General features: G+C 71.6%; 11 protein-coding genes. 9 read left to right on the top strand and 2 right to left on the bottom strand.

The window, feature by feature from the left end; translation table 11 throughout:
- Positions 1-68 precede the first annotated feature (68 nt).
- The 4 genes from AC6JBM_RS31335 (at position 69) to AC6JBM_RS31320 (ending at position 13,398) form a co-directional block, all read left to right on the top strand.
- Entirely contained in the window at positions 69-2,642 is a 2,574-nt protein-coding gene (locus AC6JBM_RS31335; protein WP_497977626.1) for a putative bifunctional diguanylate cyclase/phosphodiesterase, read from the top strand.
- Positions 2,643-2,892: 250 nt separating this feature from the next.
- On the top strand, positions 2,893-6,435 hold the full coding sequence (locus AC6JBM_RS31330; RefSeq protein WP_497977625.1) for a LamG-like jellyroll fold domain-containing protein: 3,543 nt from the start codon (positions 2,893-2,895) through the stop codon (positions 6,433-6,435).
- Between the two features lie 101 nt (positions 6,436-6,536).
- Positions 6,537-13,097 carry an RHS repeat-associated core domain-containing protein gene (locus AC6JBM_RS31325; protein WP_497977624.1) on the top strand — a complete coding sequence of 2,187 codons (6,561 nt, stop codon included), beginning with the start codon at positions 6,537-6,539 and terminating at the stop codon, positions 13,095-13,097.
- A gap of 1 nt (position 13,098) precedes the next feature.
- Positions 13,099-13,398, top strand: a complete 300-nt coding sequence (locus tag AC6JBM_RS31320; protein ID WP_497977623.1) for a YrhB domain-containing protein — start codon at positions 13,099-13,101, stop codon at positions 13,396-13,398.
- Positions 13,399-13,473: 75 nt separating this feature from the next.
- Here AC6JBM_RS31320 and AC6JBM_RS31315 read toward each other — a convergent pair whose 3' ends face one another.
- Entirely contained in the window at positions 13,474-14,052 is a 579-nt protein-coding gene (locus tag AC6JBM_RS31315) for a TetR/AcrR family transcriptional regulator (protein WP_497977622.1), read from the bottom strand.
- Between the two features lie 94 nt (positions 14,053-14,146).
- Here AC6JBM_RS31315 and AC6JBM_RS31310 point away from each other — a divergent pair, with 94 nt between their 5' ends.
- The 5 genes from AC6JBM_RS31310 (at position 14,147) to AC6JBM_RS31290 (ending at position 18,878) form a co-directional block, all read left to right on the top strand.
- A complete protein-coding gene (locus tag AC6JBM_RS31310; protein ID WP_497977621.1) occupies positions 14,147-14,596 on the top strand; it encodes a MarR family winged helix-turn-helix transcriptional regulator in 450 nt (149 codons plus the stop codon).
- Positions 14,593-16,164: an MDR family MFS transporter gene (locus tag AC6JBM_RS31305; RefSeq protein WP_497977620.1), complete on the top strand. Its 1,572-nt coding sequence runs from the start codon at positions 14,593-14,595 to the stop codon at positions 16,162-16,164. Before AC6JBM_RS31310 ends, AC6JBM_RS31305 begins: the two co-directional genes overlap by 4 nt.
- An 85-nt stretch (positions 16,165-16,249) precedes the next feature.
- Positions 16,250-17,014, top strand: a complete 765-nt coding sequence (locus AC6JBM_RS31300) for a phosphodiesterase (protein ID WP_350608965.1) — start codon at positions 16,250-16,252, stop codon at positions 17,012-17,014.
- 121 nt (positions 17,015-17,135) lie between these two features.
- The gene (locus AC6JBM_RS31295; RefSeq protein WP_497977619.1) at positions 17,136-17,573 is read left to right on the top strand and encodes a hypothetical protein; all 438 of its coding nucleotides are present in this window, start codon (positions 17,136-17,138) and stop codon (positions 17,571-17,573) included.
- 201 nt (positions 17,574-17,774) lie between these two features.
- A complete protein-coding gene (locus tag AC6JBM_RS31290; protein WP_497977618.1) occupies positions 17,775-18,878 on the top strand; it encodes a hypothetical protein in 1,104 nt (367 codons plus the stop codon).
- A gap of 34 nt (positions 18,879-18,912) precedes the next feature.
- On the opposite strand, the gene AC6JBM_RS31285 is transcribed toward AC6JBM_RS31290, so the two are convergent.
- A complete protein-coding gene (locus tag AC6JBM_RS31285; RefSeq protein ID WP_497977617.1) occupies positions 18,913-19,476 on the bottom strand; it encodes a hypothetical protein in 564 nt (187 codons plus the stop codon).
- Between the last annotated feature and the right edge of the window lie 38 nt (positions 19,477-19,514).

Below are 19,514 nucleotides of genomic sequence, written 5' to 3'. Positions count from 1 at the left end.
GGATCGGGGTCGTTACCGGGGTCAGCTAGCCCGAACCCCCCTTCCCGGCGAGCGAACGGACCCCTCCCATGCGACCAGGAGTCGGCGGCGCGCACAGATCCCGGCGGCACTGGTTGACGGCGTCCGCGCCGCTGACCCTGACGGCCGCCGCCGCGGTCCTGCTCGGCGGCCCGCCGCTCGGGCTGGCCGTCCCCGCCGCCGTGCTCGTGGCCGCGGCCGTCTCCGGGCTCCTGCACGCGGGCCGGCTGGCCGGCCTCGCGGTCGCGTCGCACCGGGCCGGCGGCGGGCGCCGGAGGGTGGCGAGCGCCGGCGGCCTCGCCGCGGGGCTCGTCGCGGCCGGGGTGTGCGCCGCGCTGCCGTCCACCGCGCCCGTCGCGGCGCCGGTCGGCGGCCTGGCGCTCGTCGCGGGCCTGCTGCACCTGCCCGGCGTCGCGGCCGGCCCCGGTGCCGCGCTGCGCCGCGGCCTCGACGGGATCTGCGTGGCCCTCTGGAAGTTCCTGACGCTGCTCGTACTCGTCCTGCAGCAGCGCGGCGAGGTGAGCCGCACCGTCTTCGTCACCTGCCTGCTGGCCATCCTCGGGCTCACGATCGCGGTGGTGAGCGGCGTGCGGGCGCCGTTCCCGCGCGGGGCCGCCGTCACCGCCGCCGGCGGCGTGGCCCTCACCGTGCTCGCCCTCGCGATCGTGCCGCTGCTGCCGGCCGAGCCCGCCCGGCACGACGCCTGGCTGCTGTCCGCCGGAGGCCTGCTCGTTCTGGGTTCGGTACTGGTCTGGGCCGGCGCCCGCCGCTCGCTCGACGGGCGCGCCAGGACCGCCCGCGTCACCGACGGCACGCTGATCGGCGACCCGCTGCTGGTCGCGCCGGTGCTCGCCGGGGCCGCCGCAGTGCTCTACGCGCTGGTGAGCCGCGGCCGCATCGGCACCCCGGCGATGGTGGTCGGCGCGGCCGCCGTGCTCGTCGTCGTGCTCCGCGAGATCGTCGAGGCGCTGGTGACCCGGCGCTTCAGCGGCGAGCTCGCGGCCACCCGCAGCGCGTTCGCGACCATCGTGGCCGGCTCCAGCGACGTGACCCTGGTGCTGGCCGAGGACCTGTCGGTGCGCTGGCAGTCGCCCGCCGCGGCGCGCCAGTTCGGCCTGTCCGACCAGGAGGTGCTCGGGCGCCCCTTCGTGCGTCTCGTGCACGCCGGGGACGTGGCCACGGTCCGGGCGGCCCTCGCGGACGGCCCGGGCGCGACGGCGCCGCTGCGGACCCGGATCTTCGACGGCTTCGGGGTCTGGCGGCACGTGGACTGCACCGTCAGCGACCTGCGCGACGACCCCGCGGTCGCCGGCGTCGTCGTGCACCTGCGCGACGCCGAGGAGCGGCTGGAGCTGGAGCGCAGCCTGCGGCGCAGCACGCGCAACGACCCGCTCACGGGACTGGCGAACCGGGGCGCCCTGCTGCGCGAGCTGGCCGCCGGCACCGGGTTCCTGGTCACCGTCGGCCTCGACGGCTTCGCCGGCGTCAACGACCTGCACGGCCCCGGCGTCGGCGACGCCCTGCTGGTCGAGGTGGCCGGCCGCATCCGCGCCGCGATCGCCCCCGGCGACGTGGCCGCCCGCCTCAACGGCGACGAGTTCGCGGTGTTCACGCGGGCCGACCGGGTGCGCGCGTACACGCTCGCGACGCGCCTGGCGGGGGAGCTCGGGGAGCCGTACGCCCTGCCCGGCACGGTGCTGCGGCTCTCCGCCGGCATCGGCCTGGCCCCGGCCGGCGGCGGCCCCGAGGACTCCCTGCGCCGCGCCGACCTGGCCCTGCGCCGCGCCAAGCGCACCGGCCGCGGCCGCGTGCAGTGGCACGACGAGGCCGCCGAGAAGGCCTACGTCCGGCGGGCCACGCTGGAGCAGCACCTGCCCCGCGCGATCGAGCGGGGCGAGCTGGATCTGGCCTACCACCCCGTCTACGACCTCGTGGAGGGCCACCCGATCGGCGTCGAGGCCCTGCTGCGCTGGCGCCACCCGCGCCTGGGCACCGTCCCGCCCGCGGAGACCCTGGCGGTGGCCCGCGAGCTGAACCTGACGGCCCCGATCACCGACTGGGTCCTCACGCGCGCGGCCCGGCAGCTCTCGCTGTGGCAGCATGAGGGGTACCACCTCTGGATCTCGGTGAACGCGGGCTTCGACGACTTCGTGGACCCGACCTTCCCGGCCCGGCTGAGCCTGGCCCTGGACAGCCACCAGATCCAGCCGCGGGACTTCGTGATCGAGCTCGCCGAGCGCGAGGTCGGCGCCGACCTGGAGCGGGTGACCGAGCCCATGGCGACCGTCCGCGCCGTCGGGGTCCGCACCGCGCTGGACGGCTTCGGCACCGGCTCCGCCTCCCTGGCGCACCTGCGCCGCCTGCCGACCGACCTGCTGAAGGTGGACCGCAGCCTGTTCACGAGCCCGGTGGCGAGCAAAGGCCGGGCGGCACCGATCATCGACGTGGTCGTGGGCCTGGGCCGCCGCCTGGGCGTGACGGTGGTGGCGCACGGCCTGGAGGCGGGGGAGCACCTGGAGCTGGTGCGCAGGGCGGGGTGCCGCTACGGCCAGGGTCACTACTACGGCCCACCGGGCCCGGCGGAGCGCGTCGAGGCGGCCCTGGTCCGCCAGCGCACCTGGTAGCCCGCCGTTGACGCATCCGCAAGAATGCTCGGCCGGCGATCTTCCCGGAATTTTCCGCAGCGGGTGCGAAAACGGACCTAAGTCACCTTGCGTCGGTGTGCAGGCATTGACTGAGGCCTTTTATAGATAGGTTCTCTCACGAGTCTCTCGCGACGCTATTGTCGGCCTAAGGAACTCCTGACCTGCGAATTTGCCTTCCTGGGAGATAGCTGAAAGTAATCATTGGCAGTCGTCGCATCGTGGCTCTTAGATGTCCTCGGTCCTGAATGGGCGATCGGGGAACGGGGAACTCAATATGCGGCATGCTGCCGTGCGCCGGTTATCGGCGCTTGTTTCGTTCGTCACTTTCGGTGTGGTGGCCGCGGTGGTGCTTCCGCCCGTGGCCGCCGAGGCCCAGGCACTGTCCTGTGTGGACACAGCCGGCGATGACTTGGCCGCATCGGCGATGGCCAAGGCGTGCGGCCGGCGCGTCGAGGTGCTGGGCCGGCGCACCGAGACTGCGCAGGTCTTCGCGAATCCGGGCGGCAACTACACGTTCGAGAGCACGATGAAGCCGGCCCGGGTCAAGCGCTCGGACGGTTCATGGGTGAAGGCCGACGCGACGCTGACCCACGCGGCCGACGGCACCGTGACCCCGGTCGCCGCGACGCTGCCCATCACGTTCTCCGGCGGCGGCACCGGCCCGATCGCGCAGATCCGCAAGGGCGACCAGCGCCTGGCCCTGCGCTGGATCGACGATTCACCGCTGCCGGCCCCGGTGCTGTCGGGCACCTCGGCAACCTATCCGGACGTGCTGCCCGGCGTCGATCTCAAGCTGACGGCGGACGTCGACGGCTTCGCCGAGGTCCTCGTCGTCAAGACCCGCGAGGCCGCGGCCAACCCGGCGCTGAAGGCGCTGCGGTTCCGCACCGAGAGCGAGCACGTGTCGCTGAAGGTCGACCCGGCGAGCGGTGGAGTGTCCGCGGTCGACAGCGCCGGGAACGTCGTGTTCGGCGGCTCGACGCCGACGATGTGGGACTCGGCGAACACGCTGCCGCCGACAAAGGCCGCCGGTGTCAACGGCCGCACCCTGGAGACCGAGCGAGGGCACGTCGAGGCCGGTCGGCCGGAGTCGCGGCAGCGCAAGATGACCGCCACCGCCGACGCCGCCTCGCTGACCGTGGTGCCGGACGCCTCGCTGCTGGCCGACCCGGCCACCACCTTCCCGGTGCAGATCGACCCGACGTTCCCGGGCGGCCGCCAGCACTGGACGATGCTGTGGAAGGAGAACGGCGGCACCTCGTACTGGGACCGCAGCTGCGTCAACTGCGACAGCGACGAGAACGACTCCGGCGTCGTGCGGGTCGGCTACCAGAACTTCAGCGGCGTCTCCACCGTCCGGTCGCTGTTCCAGATGGACGTCTCCGGCGTCATCGGCGCCCAGATCACCAAGGCCACCTTCTCGCTGACCCAGTCCTGGTCCGGCAAGGCGTGCGGCGGGACCGCGGGCGCGACCAGCCTGTGGTGGGTCGGCACGATCAACAGCGGCATGACGTGGAACAACTCGACCAGCTTCGCCTGGATCTCGAACATGAGCAGCAACTCGCAGGTGCGCCGGTTCAACGGCTCCGGCGGCTGCGCCAAGGGCAACGTCGAGTGGAACGCCTTGGAGGCCGTCAAAGCCGCGGCGAACGGCGGTGCCGGCGCAACCACGGTCGGTCTGCGGGCCGACAACGAGAACGACCAGTACGCGTGGCGGCGGTACCAGCTCGACCCGATCATGTCGATCGAGTACAACAACCCGCCGATCGCGCCCGACAACCTCACGGTCGCGGCGACGCCGCAGGAGCCGGGCGTGGCCTGCGGTGCCGGGGTGAACCGGCCGGTGCTGCGCTCCACCGCGGTCAGCCTGCGCGCGCACGTCGTCGACCCGAACGGCGACACCATGTACGTCCCGTTCACCGTCGCGAAGCAGAACGGGAGCACCTGGACGGACGTGGTGAGCGTGACGGCGGAACCCGTCGCCAGCAACAGCGTCGCAATGGTCAACGTGTCCGGCCTGCAGGACGGCGGCGTGTACGCATTCCGGGTCTATGGCGACGATCACAACTGGTATGGCCCGACGGTCGGCGGCCCCGGCAACTGCGAGTTCAGCATCGACGCCACCGCACCAAGCGCGCCGGGTGCGGTCACCTCCGCGATGTATCCGAGCAACGGTGAGTTCGGCGGCAGTACCGGCAAGACGGGCGATTTCGTCATCGCTGCGCCGGCCGTGCATCCCGAGGACGTCGACCACTACGTGTACGCGGTGACGCCGTACACCACCCCGCCGACCGACGGTACCCGGACCATCGCCGCCAACCCGGCCACGCACGGCGCGACGCTGTCCGTGACGCCGACCCTGAGCGGAGCGAACCAGCTGCGTGTCTGGTCGGTCGACAAGGCCGGCAACACCTCGCCGCTCGCCACTCCGGCCGTCTACAGCTTCCTGGTGGGCAGCCCGACATATCCGGTCGGAACCTGGCGTACGGACGACCCGGCGGGCTCCGGCAGCTTGATCGACTCGTCCGGCTGGGGCCACGACGCGATCCCGACCGGGGCCACGCTCGGCGCACCTGGCCGGGTCATCGGCACGACCGCGACGGCGTTCAGCGGGTCACCGACGTCGGGTGCGAACACGGCCCCGGGCGCCGCCCCCGACTTCGACACGGCGCGCAGCTACAGCGTCTCCGCCTGGGTCACGATGACCAGCGCCCAGGGCACCTACGCGGCGGTGAGCCGGGAGGGAGTGCGCGGCTCGGCGTTCCAGCTCGGTTATGCCAATGGGCGTTGGCGATTCGCGGTCGAGGGCAACGACGTCGACGGGCCGATCATGAACTACGTGCTGTCCGACGCGCCGGCGCTGGCGAACAAATGGACGCTGTTGACCGGAACCTACGACTCGGCGAGCGGAACGCTGCGCCTGTACGTCGACGGCGTGCCCCAGAGCGCGGTGTACGCCGGCGCCCCGGCGTATACCGCGACGGGCAGCCTCGACATCGGCCACCGCAAGTGGGCAGGCGTCTATGACATCGGCTTCTCGGGCCGGATCGCCGACGTCAACGTCTGGGACCGGGTCATCTCCGACACGGAGGTTGCCGCGCTGAGCGCCACGACGGCCGGGTCGTGGGATCTCGCCGGCACCGGCGACGACGCCCTCGGGCAGCATCCGCTGACCCAGGTCAACGGTGCGAGCTGGGGCACCGACCGGTTCAACGTCGCCAACGGCGCGGCCGTGGTCGACTGGAACGCCGCGCAGTCGCTGCAGGCGAGCGGCCCGGTGCTGCACACCGACCAGTCGTTCACCGTGTCCGCCTGGGTGCGGCTGGATTCCGTGACCGGGATTCACAACTACGCCGCGGTCTCACAGGACGGCGCGCATACGTCGTCGTTCTTGCTCGGCTACGAGGGGATCACCAAGAACCGCTGGCGGTTCAGCATCGCCGCGGCCGATGTCGACAGCGCGTCCATGCCCGGTGTCTACTCCACCGCGGCACCCGTGCTCGGCCGCTGGACTCACCTGGTCGGCGTGTACAACGCCAACACCGGCACGCTGAGCCTGTACGTCGACGGCCAGTTGCAGGGCACCACGGCAGCGACGCTCACCTGGGACGCCAGCGGTCCGCTGCGGGTCGGCCGCGGCATGTACACCTCACACGAGTCCGACTGGTGGATGGGCGGCATCGACGACGTCAGCGTCTATCAAGGCGCCCTCGCTCAGCCAGCCGTCGCCAGCGCCTACGTCATTGAGTCGCATCCTCGCCCGCGTCCATGAGCCGGCGCCGATTCGGCCTGACGCATTCCATCGCCTCCGTTCCTCGCGACCGCTGCCCCTGGAGGACCGCAATGGCTCGTGCCCCCATCTGGTCGCCGGCTGTGTTTCGCCGGCTGGCCGGATCACGACTCACCCGCGCGGTGGCGTTCGCGCTGCCGATAACCCTGGCGCTGACGGTGGTCAGCGACGCCCCGGCCCTGGCCGGTCCGGCGAAGGAGCCGGCCGCCCCCGCGGTGCAGAAGACTCCGTCGGTGCCGGTGCGCCCGGTGACCGGCTCCGGCCAGGCGGCGGACCCGGCCGCGGCGGCTGCGGCGCACAAGCCGCCCGCCGCCCGGTTCCCGGCCGCGGCCACGAGCCTCGTGGAGCTCGGCGGCGCGCCGGCCACCGAGGCGCTGCAGAGCGGTTCCGCCGCACGCGGGGCCAAGGCGAACGCCATGCCGGTGTCCCTGCAGGCGGTCACCACCGCCGCCGCGAAGACGGTCGCCGGGGCGCAGGGCGCGGCCCCGGCAAGTGTCGAGGTCAGCCTCTACGGCCACGACACGGCGACGCGGGCGGCCGGCAACGGCGTCGTGCTGCGCCTGGCCCGGCGTGACGGCGGGGTCGTCGCGGGACCGCTGCGCGTCTCGCTCGACTACGGGGCGTTCCAGTCGGCGTACGGCGCCGACTGGTCCAGCCGCCTGACGTTCCTGGCGCTGCCGGAGTGTGCGCTGACCACGCCGGCCGCACCCGAATGCCAGGGCCGGCCGGTCCGCACCGTCAACGACCTCGACCACACGACGCTGACCGCCGACGTGGCGGTCCCGGGCGCAACGGTGGCGACCGCGAAGTCCCCGGCCGCGGTGGACGCCGCGGCCCGGGGCGCCGGCCTGCTGCTCGCCGCGGCATCGACGCCGTCGGGTGGCGCCGGCGACTTCTCGGCGACGTCGCTGCAGGCGTCGTCGACCTGGCAGGCGGGCAGCTCGTCCGGCGACTTCGGGTGGAGCTACCCGATGCGGGTCCCCCCGGCCTTGGGCGGCCCGGCCCCCGGCGTCGGGCTGACCTACTCCTCGCAGAGCGTCGACGGGCGCAGCGAGGCCAGCAACAACCAGCCGTCCTGGGTCGGCGAGGGCTTCGAGACCACCGCCGGTGGCTTCATCGAGCGGCGCTACCGGTCCTGCGCCGACGACATGGGCAACGGCGCCAACAACACCAACGAGACCGGCGACCAGTGCTGGGCCACCGACAACGCGACGCTGTCGCTGGCCGGGCACGCCGGTGAGCTGCTCTACAGCAGCGCCGACGGCACGTGGCACCTGCGCAAGGACGACGGCACGCGCGTGGTCAAGCTGACCGATGCCAACGGCACGGACAACGGCACCTACAACCGCGAGTACTGGAAGGTCACCACCCTCGACGGCACGCAGTACTTCTTCGGCCTGAACCGGATCCCGGGCTGGACCTCGGGGCGGCCGGAGACGAATTCGGTCGGCACGGTCCCCGTCGCCGGCAACAACACCGATGAGCCGTGCCACGCCACCGCGTTCAAGAGCAGTTTCTGCCAGCAGGGGTACCGCTGGAGCCTGGACTACGTCAAGGACATCCACGGCAACTCGATGTCGTACTGGTACACGAAGGAGACCAACAAGTACGCGAAGGCCGGCGACGCGAACACCCTCGCCTCGTACGACCGGGGCGTGTTCCTGACCCGGGCGGACTACGGCACCCGCAGCGACGCCGAGTTCGGTACCGCACCGTTCCAGGTCCGCTTCGGCACCGCCGATCGCTGCGAGTCGAGCTGCGGCACCCACGACGGCACCCACTGGACGGACACGCCGTGGGACATGGAGTGCACGGGTTCGCCCTGCCACGTCGGCTCGCCCACGTTCTGGTCGACGCAGCGCCTGTCCACCATCACGACGAGCGTCTGGGGCGGCTCCGCCTACCGGGACGTCGACTCCTGGACGCTGCACCAGTCCTACCCCGACCCGGGCGACAACACCCGGGCCGGCCTGTGGCTCTCCTCGATCACGCACAGCGGTCTCGTCGGCGGCACCAAGACCCTGCCGGACGTCAAGTTCGACGGGATCCAGCTCAACAACCGGGTCGACACCAGCACCGACGGCAAGCCGGCGATGAACTGGTGGCGTATCCACCGCATCACCAACGAGTCCGGCGGTGACGTCACCGTCGACTACTCCGACCGGGAGTGCGTCACCGACACCCACATGCCGTCCTCGCCGGACACGAACGCGATGCGCTGCATGCCCGTCAAGGGCGACTTCCCGGGGCAGCCCGACCGGATCGACTGGTTCCACAAGTACGTCGTCACCTCGGTGGTGGAGACCGACCACAGCGGCGCGAGCAAGCAGCACATCGTGACGCAGTACCAGTACGTCGGCACCCCCGCGTGGCACTTCGCCGACGACGACGGGCTGGTCAAGCCGAAGAACAAGACGTGGTCGCAGTGGCGCGGCTACGACCGGGTCCGAGTGCTGCGCGGCGACGCCGTGCTCGACCCGGGCCGCCAGACGCTGGTGGAGACGCTGTTCTACCGCGGCATGGACGGCGACCGGCTGGCCGACGGCACCACGCGCCACGTCAGCGTCCAGGCGTCCGAGGGCCCGGCGGCCGTGGACTCCGACTGGTACGCGGGCATGCCGCGCGAGACGATCTCCTACGACGCCGCGACCATGGCCGTCATCGGCGGGAGCATCCACGACGCGTGGGTGTCGGGCCCGACCGCGACGCGCACCATCAACGGCTCCACCGTCGACTCGCGGTTCGCCAACGAGAGCGGCGTGCACACCCGGGTCGCGCTCGACGGCGGCCGCGGCTGGATGCGCGGCGACTCGACGACCACGTTCAACGGCTACGGCCTGCCGGTCACCACGGAGAACACCGGCGACCAGGCGGTCGCCGACGACACCCGGTGCACGCGGTACTCGTACACCCCGAACACCGACCCGAACGTCTGGCTCCTCGCGACGGTGTCCGAGATCCGCATCGACGCGCTGCCGTGCTCCAGCCAGCCGTCCAGCGCCGCGGACATCATCGACGACACCCGCAGCACCTACGACAACCTGGGCTTCGGGGCAACTCCGGCCAAGGGCGACAAGACCACCGAGCAGATCATCTCGAAGTGGCTGCCCGGCGGGGCCTCGGAGTACTTCACGACCGGCCAGTGGAAGTACGACGGCTACGGCCGAGTCGTGGAGTCCACCGACTCACTGCTGCACAAGACCAAGACGGAGTACACACCGGCCACCGGCGGCCCGGTCACGCAGATCAAGACGATCGACCCGAAGCTGTTCACCAGCACGGTCACCAGCGAGCCGGCCTGGGGCCAGCCGCTGACCACGTTGGATGCCAACGACAAGCGGACCGACGTCACCTACGACCCGCTCGGCCGGCTGGCCCAGGGCTGGGCCCCGGGCTGGTCGAAGGCGGATCACCCGACCCAGCCGAACGCGACGTTCGACTACGAGTACAACACCGACAAGGCCACGGTGGTGACGAGCCGCAAGCTCAACGCGGCCGGCAACTACGTCACGACGTACACCCTCTACGACTCGTTCCTGCGCCAGCGGCAGACCCAGGCCCCCTCGCCGATCGCGGCCGGCGGCCGGGTGATCGCCGACACGTTCTACGACTCGCTCGGCCGGGCCAACCTGACCTACGGCGCCTACTACAACTCGGCCGCACCCGGCCCCAGCCTGGTCGAGCCGACCAACGCGGCGCTGGTGCCGCAACAGACGGCGACGCTCTACGACGGAGCGGACCGGCCCTCGGCGACGGTGTTCCAGCCGGGCGGGGTGGAGAAGTTCCGCTCCACCGTCAAGTACGGCGGTGACCGCACCGACTACCTGCCCCCGGCGGGCACCTCGGCCTCGTCCGTGGTCAACGACATCGGCGGGCGGACGCTCGCGCTGCAGCAGTACCACGGCAACACCATCAGCGGCACGCCGGACGTCACCACCTACGCCTACAACCGCCAGGGCATGCTGGAGAAGGTCACCGACCCGTCCGGCAACTTCTGGAAGACGCTGTACGACATCCGCGGCCGAGTCACCGAGACGCAGGACCCGGACAAGGGCAAGACCACCTTCGCCTACGACGACGGCGACGAGCTGACCAGCGTCACCCTGGCCGACCAGAAGAGCGTCGCGTATCAGTACGACGTGCTCGGCCGCGTCACCGGCGTGTTCGACCGCAACGCCACCACGGGCGTCGTCGGGACCCAGCGCGCCGGCTGGACGTACGACACGCTGGCCAAGGGCCTGCTGACCTCGTCGTCCAGATTCGACAACGGCAACGAGTACAAGACCGCGGTCACCGGCTACAGCGACCAGTACCGGCCGACCGGCACCGCGGTGACGATTCCGGCGGTCGAGGGAGCCCTCGCCAACACGTACAACTTCGCCGCCAGCTACAACGGGATCGACGGGAGCCAGGCCTCGGCCAGCTTCCCCGCGATCGGCGGGCTGAACGCGGAGACGGTCCAGTTCGGCTACGACACGGCGCTTGGCCTCCCGAAGACCGCGAAGACCAACTACGGCGGGGTCAACAGCACCTACGTTGCCGACACGACCTACTCCGAGCTCGGCCGGCTGCTGCAGGTCCAACTGTCGACGGGCACCGGGGGCTCGGTCTACGAGTCGTACACCTACGAGACCGACACGGGCCGGCCGCACTCGGCCAAGGTCTCCCGCACCCAGGTCAGCCCGAACACCGTCACCGACACGACGTACACGTACGACGCCTCGGGCAACATCACCAAGCTCGTCGACGCGCCGGCCGGCGGCACCACCGACACCCAGTGCTTCCAGCAGGACTATCTGGGCCGGCTGACCGAGGCGTGGACGCCGACGTCGGGCGACTGCGCCCCGGCGCCGTCGGCGAGCGCGCTGGGCGGCCCGGCGCCGTACTGGCAGTCGTTCGAGTACGACCTCAGCGGCAACCGGAAGAAGCGGACCGATCACGCCACGACCGGCGCGACGACCACGACCAGCTACACGGTCCCGGCCCCGGGCGCGGCCCACCCGCACGAGCTGACCTCGACGTCGACCGTTCAAAGCGGCGGCGGTACCACCCAGACGGCGAACTACGGCTACGACGACCTGGGCAACATGACCAGCCGGCCGGGCACCACGGCGGGCAGCACGCAGACGCTCTCGTGGGACGTCGAGGGGCGCCTCACCTCGGTCACCGAGCCCGGCAAGACGACCACGTTCGTCTACGACGCCGGTGGCAACCGGCTCATCCGCCGCGACGGCACCGCCACGACGCTGTATCTGGGCTCGATGGAGGTGCGCCTGGACAAGGCCACCAACACCCTGGCCTGCACCCGGTACTACGGCGGCCCCAACGGCATGATCGCGGTCCGCACCAGGTCCGGCCTGACCTGGATCGCGGCCGACCCGGCGGGCACGAGCTACGCCCAGATCAACGCCCTGACCCAGCAGGCGAAGGTCCAGCGCCGCACCCCGTTCGGCACCCCGCGCGGCAGCGCGCTGTCCGGCTGGGTCGGCGAGAAGAGCTACGTCGGCGGCGACGACGACGCCTCGACGGGCCTGGAGCACGTCGGCGCCCGCTACTACGACGCGAACCTGGGCCGTTTCATCTCGGTCGACCCGGTGCTGGACATCACCGACCCGCAGCAGATGAACGGCTACGCGTACGCCGGCAACAACCCGATCAACCGCGCCGACCCCACGGGCCTGCGCGACTGGAACGCGATCTTCCACGAGATCGAGATCTTCACGTTCCAGCTGATGGTCTTCGGCATGTGCGAGGCCCTGGTCGGCGCCTCCGGCATCTTCGGCACGATGGTCTGCGGCGGCGTGGCGCAGGTCGCGGTGTACATGGCCGAGGTCATCGCCGGCAGCAAGAAGTTCAGCATGGACGAGCTCATGACCGAGTTCTTCACGGGCATGATGTGGGCCTTCGGCGGCGCCATCGCGGGCGAGTTCATCGGGATGGCCCTGCGCTACGGGGCCCGGCTGATCCGCTGGATCGGCAGCAAGGTCTTCGGCAAGGGCGCCGAGGCCGTGGCCGACGACATGGGGAAGCTGGCCAAGCAGAAAGACCCGTACGGCGCCGACCCGGAGGGCGGCGGCGGGGGCAAGACCGGGGACGAGTACCAGAAGAACAAACACACCGGCGGCGAAGCCGCCCCGAACGAAAACCCCGGCGGCAGCGGCGGGGGTGGCGGCGGAGAGACTGGGGAAGGCGCTGCCGGGGGAAAGTCGTCAGGCAACGGCGGTAAGCAACCGAACAGGCCTTACGAGCAGGGGAATGCGGATGCTCTGGTGCCCCTGGTCAACCCCTCAGGCTGCACAACGAATTGTGGCTTGGTCGCCGAAGCCCTCGACCGGTCGCTCGGCGGGCTGCCCAAGAGGGCAGCCCCCGGACTGGGGATGAGGAGAAGCGAGGTGGAAGCTCTATACGATAATTCGGAGAGGTTCCAGCAGCTCAGCCTGAACGACCTGATCGGCCGGATGCAGTCCTGGGGCGACGGGGCGCGCGGTATCGTCGGCGCCTGGCCGACAGGGGGCAAGAAGGGCCACTACTTTAACGTCATCAACCAGGGGGGCAAAGTGATCTTCCTTGACGCGCAAACAGTGAACCCATGGAGGAAACCTGTCCGCCATTGGGGCGAGTTCCATCTGCTGAGGACGAACTGAGATGATCGACGACGACGATGCGGCGGCGGCCGCCTCGGCTTTCCTCGACGAGGCCTATCGGAGATATCCGGAGCCGGGCCGTCATGCCCGCGACACGGTACGGACCGCGCCCGAACTGGGGTTCAAGGACGGGCGATTCTTCGTCGTTCCGTACAACTCCGTGGATCTGCTCGACCATGGCGACACCGAGGCCGAGCTAGGCGGGAACGCGCCGATCATGGTTGACCGGGAGACCGGGGAGTGCCACTTCATGACGTTGGACGAGGAGTTGGAGTATCACCGTCGGGGTTTCACGATCTGAAGCCTCCGGGCGCACGATCTTGCAAAGGCGGGTTCATCCGGCGACGGATGGGCCCGCCTTCGCTGTGAGTGCGGGTCAGCGGAACGCGGCGCCCATGTCGTTCAGGGACTCGTGCATCACGTCGGCCAGCGGTGTGCCCTTCGGGCGGTCCAGCCACACCTGCACCGCCACGCGCATCGCGACCAGGAACGCCGCCGCCATCAAGCGGGCGTGCATCGGGGACGCGGGGGACCGGCGGGCGATCTCCGTCGTCAGCTCGTCCTCCATCGACGCGTACGTCGAGACCTGCTGCGCCGCCAGGGCCGGGTGCCGGCGCACGAGCCGGACCTGGGTCACCCAGTGCGGGTCGCGGGCGCCGAGGTCGCGCTGGAACTCCAGGGCCGCCGCGGTGAGCGCGGCCCACGGGGGTTCCGACGGTGGGCGCTGCGCCACGGCGGAGACCAGGCGGCGCACGCGCTGCTGGTCGCCGTACAGCAGCGCCTCCTCCTTGCTCGCGAAGTAGTTCGAGAACGTCCGCCGCGACACCTCCGCCGCGTCCGCGATCGCCTCGACCGTGACCTTGTCCACGCCGTGCTCGATCGACAGGGCCACCGCGGCCTCGTGCAGGGCCTGGCGGGTGGCGATCTTCTTGCGTTCCCGCAGGCCTGTTCCCACGCCCCGATGTTACCTAGTTCTCATTGGGCAAACTTGCGCAGAGGGCAAGTTTTTTGGATGCTTGTATCAGGCAAGTATTGCGGGAGGGATCCGAGTGGAGCATGTCGTCGCGCTGCGCGACGGGCTGCGCGAGCTCATGAAGGTCGTGCGGTGCGTGAAGCAGCAGCACCAGGCCGGGCCGGGCATGGTCGCGCCCGGGGTGGCCGGGATGCTCGCCGTGATCGAGCGCCATCCGCGGCTGCACCTCAAGGATCTCGCCGCGGCCTGCGCGCTCGACCAGTCGACCACCAGCCGGGCGGTCAGCGCGTTCGTCCAGGACGGGCTCGTGCGCCGCGTCGCCGACCCGCACGACGGGCGGGCCAGCTTCCTCGAGCTCACCGACGAGGGCCGCGGCGCCCTCGCGAAGGCCGAGGAGCGCTACACCGCCCTGCTCGCGGGCGCCCTGCGGGACTGGACCCCCGCCGAAGCCGAACACTTCGCCGGCCTGCTGCACCGATTTGCGCAGTCGCTGCGCGAGAACCAAACCATGGAGGCAACACGATGAGTCAGACGCACACCGAGGAGCCGATGACCCATCGGCAAGTGCTGGAGGCGCTCAGCGGCCTGCTGCTCGCGCTGTTCGTCGCGATGGTCAGCTCCACGATCGTCTCGACCGCGCTGCCGAAGATCATCGGCGCGCTCAACGGCACGCAGACGCAGTACACCTGGGTCGTCACGGCCACCCTGCTCGCCGCCACGGCGACGACCCCGATCTGGGGCAAGCTCGCGGACCTGTACAGCAAGAAGGTCCTCGTCCAGGTCTCGATCGTGATCTACGTGATCGGCTCCATCATCAGCGGCATGGCGCAGAACACCGGCGAGCTCATCGCCGCCCGCGCCTTCCAGGGCATCGGCGTCGGCGGCCTGCAGGCGCTCGTCCAGGTGGTCATCGCCGCGATGATCCCGCCCCGCGAGCGCGGCCGCTACAACGGCTACCTCGGTGGCGTCATGGCCGTCGCGACCGTCGGCGGCCCGCTGCTCGGCGGCGTCATCGTCGACACCTCCTGGCTCGGCTGGCGCTGGTGCTTCTTCGTCGGCGTGCCGGTGGCCATCCTGGCCCTCGTCGTGCTGCAGAAGACCCTGCACCTGGTGACCATCAAGCGCGACAACCTGAAGATCGACTACCTGGGCGCCACGCTCATCGCGGCCGGCGTCAGCGTGCTGCTGGTCTGGGTCTCCTTCGTCGACGGCTCGTTCGCGTGGGCGTCCTGGCAGACCGCGGCCATGGTCGGCGCCGGTGTGGTGCTGCTCGCGCTCGCGGTGTGGGTGGAGTCCCGCGCCGCCGAGCCGGTCGTGCCGCTGAACATCGTCAAGCAGCGCACCACGGCCCTGTCGATCCTCGCGAGCCTCGCGGTCGGCATGGCGATGTTCGGAGGCGCCGTCTTCCTGGGTCAGTACTTCCAGATCGGCCGCGGCTACACCCCGACCGAGGCGGGCCTGCTCACCATCCCGCTCATGGCCGGCGTGCTGCTGTCCTCGATCGTGGTCGGGCAGCTCATCACCCGCACCGGGAAGATCAAGCCCTACATCATCACGGGCACCGTGGTGCTCGTCGCGGGCTTCGGCGTGCTGGCCACCATCGACCACCAGACCTCGCTGGTCTTCGTGAGCTTCGGGATGCTCCTGGTCGGCATCGGGGTCGGCATGTCGATGCAGAACCTGGTGCTGGCGGTGCAGAACACCGTACCGCTGAAGGACATCGGCGCCGCCAGCTCGACGGTCGCGTTCTTCCGCTCCCTCGGCGGCACGATCGGCGTGTCGGTCCTCGGCGCCGTCCTGGCCCGCCGGGTCACCGACAACATCACGCACTCGCTCGCGGCCGCCGGCGTGCAGGCCCCGGCCGGTGGCGGCGAGACCTCCAACCTCAACCTGAGCGCCCTGCCGCCCGCGTTCCAGCACATCGTGCGGGCCGCGTACGGCGACGCCACCGGTCACATCTTCCTCATCTCCGCGGCCATCGCGGTGGTGGGCGTGATCGCCGCGGTGCTCATGAAGCCGGCCATGCTGCGCAGCACGCTGGACCTCTCGGCGCAGAAGCCGGCCTCGGACGAGCCGGTCGGCGCCGCCCGGTAGCCGAACGGCCACAACAGCACGGGCGGGGAAGGCTCACCCCCTGGAGCCTCCCCGCCCGCTCGCGTGCAGGCGCAGAATGGCCGGCATGCCGCTCATCGCGCATCTCAGCGATCCGCACATCACCACCGGCGCCCTGTCCGCCGAGCCCGCCCGCGGGCTCTACAAGGCCCTGACCCGCGTGCTCGCCCTGGAGCCGCGCCCGGACTGCGTCATCGTGACCGGCGACCTCGTCGACCACGGCCGCTCGGACGAGTACGAGGTGCTCAAGGAGCTCATCGGGCACTTCCCGGTCCCGATCCACCTCGTCCCCGGCAACCACGACGGCCGGGCCGCGCTGCAGGCCGCGTTCGGTCTCGAGCGGACCTCGTACGTCGCCGAGTACCCCGACTTCAGCGTCGTCGTGCTCGACTCCCTGCGCCCCGAGCTCGGCGACGCCGGCATCCTCGGCCCCGAGCAGCTCGAATGGCTCGACCACACGCTCGGCCGGCACGGCGGGGCGCCCGCGTTCGTCTGCCTGCACCACCCGCCGGTCCGGGTCGGCATCCCGGGCATGGACGCCATCCGGCTCGTCGACGGGCCCGAGCTCGCCGAGGTGCTGCGCCGCCACCCGCACGTCGTCCGGGTGCTCGCCGGGCACCTGCACCGCGTCGTGACCGCCGGGTTCGCCGGGACCATCCTGAGTGTTGCGCCCAGCACGTACCGTCAGGTGGACCTCGGCATGCGTGAGGGCCGCCCGGTCGGCTTCGTCCCGGAACCGTCCGCGTTCCTGCTGCACCGGCTCGAGGGCAGCGAGTGCGTGACCCATCTGGTGCAGGTGAGCCACACGGGTGCGCCCGTGATCGCGTATTGAGGCCGTTGAGCCGACCGCGCGTGGCACGTTTCCGGGATTTGGGGCGTCGCGGCTGCCCGTACCTTGAATGCAGCAGATGAGCGCAGTACCCCATACAGACGCACCCGAGAGGACCACCCCCATGAGCGAGTACGGCGAGTACGAAGCGGGCCACGAGACCGCCTCCCTGGAGGCGGCCCACTCCGGCCAGGGCCAGGAGCTGGACCACCAGTCGCAGTACGGCATCCTCGAGCAGGACCACCACAGCTACGAGCACGAGGAGTTCGAGCAGCTCAAGCACATCGAGTACACGGACGCCGCGGGCAACCACTACGAGATCACCGAGTACACGCACTACGAGCACACCGAGGTCGAGGACAGCCACACGCTCATGGCCTACGGCCAGGAGAGCACCGGCGAGGCGGGCTTCGGCGAGGCCGACGGCACCGACGCCGGCTTCGGTGAGGCGGGCTTCGGCGAGTCCGGCTTCGGCGCCGCGTCGGCGGGCGCGAGCCTGGAGAGCATCACGTCGCGGCTGCAGAGCTTCCTCGGCAACGGCTTCGACGACGCCAGCGCCTAACCGGCCCCTCTCGGGGGTGCCAGCGCTCACGGCGCCGGCCGGCGGGACTTCCGCCGGCCGGCGCCGCGTCGTGTCCGGACTCACGTCGGCCCGCGGGCGCGCTGCTGAGCAGCGAGGACATGCTCCGGTGTCATGTGTCAAGCATTTTCGGGACCGGAATTCGGCGGCGGTCCGGCCGCAACCGTCGCAGACTGGGACGCCATGAGCCTCGACGACGACTGGCACTACCTGCCCACCCGGACCCGGGCCGGCGCGCTGCAGCGCGGACTCGGGCGGGGCGCGGTGCGGGCCAGACAGGACCCGGCCGCGCCGGAGCTGGTGTACGCCTGCATCCGCCGCGACCATCGCTGGCTGCCCCTGGACGACCGCGGGGTCTACCTCGCCCGCCTGGTCCGCGACCTGGAGCTGCCGATCGGGCCGATCATCGCCCGGCTCTACACCGCCGACGACGACTCCGGCGAGTTCACGCACGTCCTGCGGGTCGCCGAGGCGCTGGGCCGCGCCGGTTCCGGCGACATGGTCGAGAGTCTGCGCCGGTACGTCCGGATCGGCGCCTACTGGCGCGAGGCCCTCGGCACCATCGCCGCCGCGTGGCCCGCGAACTGGTGGGACGACCTGCTCCCGGTCGCCGCCGACCGCCTCGCCAGCGCCGGCCGCCCGCTGCACCTGCCGCCGGGCGCCCCCTGGGGCGAGTGGGCCGGCCGCGACGAGCGCATCCACGCCGCCGTGGCCCACGGGCCCGAGCCGCTGACCGGGCTCGGCGAGCTGCTGAGCGCCGCCGACGACTTCGGCTGCCTCGCCGAGCCGGTCGTCGACTCGCTGCCGGCCGCCCGGCGGGTGGTGGCCGATCCGGCCTCGGGGCAGTACTGGAGCGCCCTGTGCGTGCTCGCCGAGCACGGCGACGAGTCCGACGGCCCGGCGCTGCTGGCCGGCCTCGACTGGCTCGACCAGCGCGAGGACGACATGTGCGGCTACGACCGCCTGGTCGACGGCCTCGCCCGGGTCGGCGGCGACGCGGCCCGCCAGGCGCTGCCCCGCGTCCGCTCGCTCTGGTTCAGCCCGCACTCGTACGAGCGCGCCGCCTACCTGCGCGCCCGGCTGGAACTGGAGCCGGACGCGTGCGCGGGCGCGCTGACCGAGGGCCTGTGGGACTGCGAGGCCGACGTGCGCCTCATCGCCGTGCGCCGCGTCCCGCTCGACGAGAAGCTCGAACGGCGCCTCGCCTACCTGCGCGACGACCCGATCGAGACCCCGGAGGTCCGGGCGGCCGCCGCGGAGCGCCTGACCCTCGAGGCCATGCTCTAGAGGGCTCGAGCTCTGCGCTGCCGACCGCTCGGCTTCAGCGCAGCACGACGACGGCGTCCAGGACCCGGCGCAGCGTCGCGGCCGGGTCGGCGTCGGGCCCGTCGACCACGAGCACGCCCAGGGCGGCCGCGCCGGAGGTCCAGGCGCACACCGTGTACCCGAACCCGTCGCGCCGCGTGTCCGTGCACGTGGCCCGGCCGCGGTGCGGTCCCGGGTCGGCGTCGGCCGTCGTCCCGCCGCCGGGGTCCGGCACGAACCGCAGCGTCCGTTCGCGCAGGGTGCGCAGCAGCGCCGCGTCGTCGGCCCGCTGGACCGCCCGGCCGGTGCCGCCCCAGACCAGCAGGGGCCGCCCGTCGGCGCTGAGGTACGCCGCGCTGAACGGCCGCGCCCCGAGCGCCTCCTGGTCGCCGAGCACTCCCTCGGCCAGCGTGGCGGCGAGCGCCGGGGCCGCCGCCCGGTCCCCGATCCCGGCCGGGGCCGCCAGCCCGACCGTCCGCCCGAACACCAGATCGCTCGTGAGCAGCACAAACAGCACCAGCACCGCGCAGCCCGCGATCCCCGCGGCCCACATCGCCGCCCGGCGCGGGTCGGCCGGCACCACCGGGCTCGGGCGCGAGCGAGTCGAGGTCGAGTTCG

Source organism: Dactylosporangium thailandense (assembly GCF_059739745.1).
The sequence above is the reverse complement of the archived record's forward strand: the minus strand, read 5'-3'. Positions and strand labels throughout refer to the sequence as shown.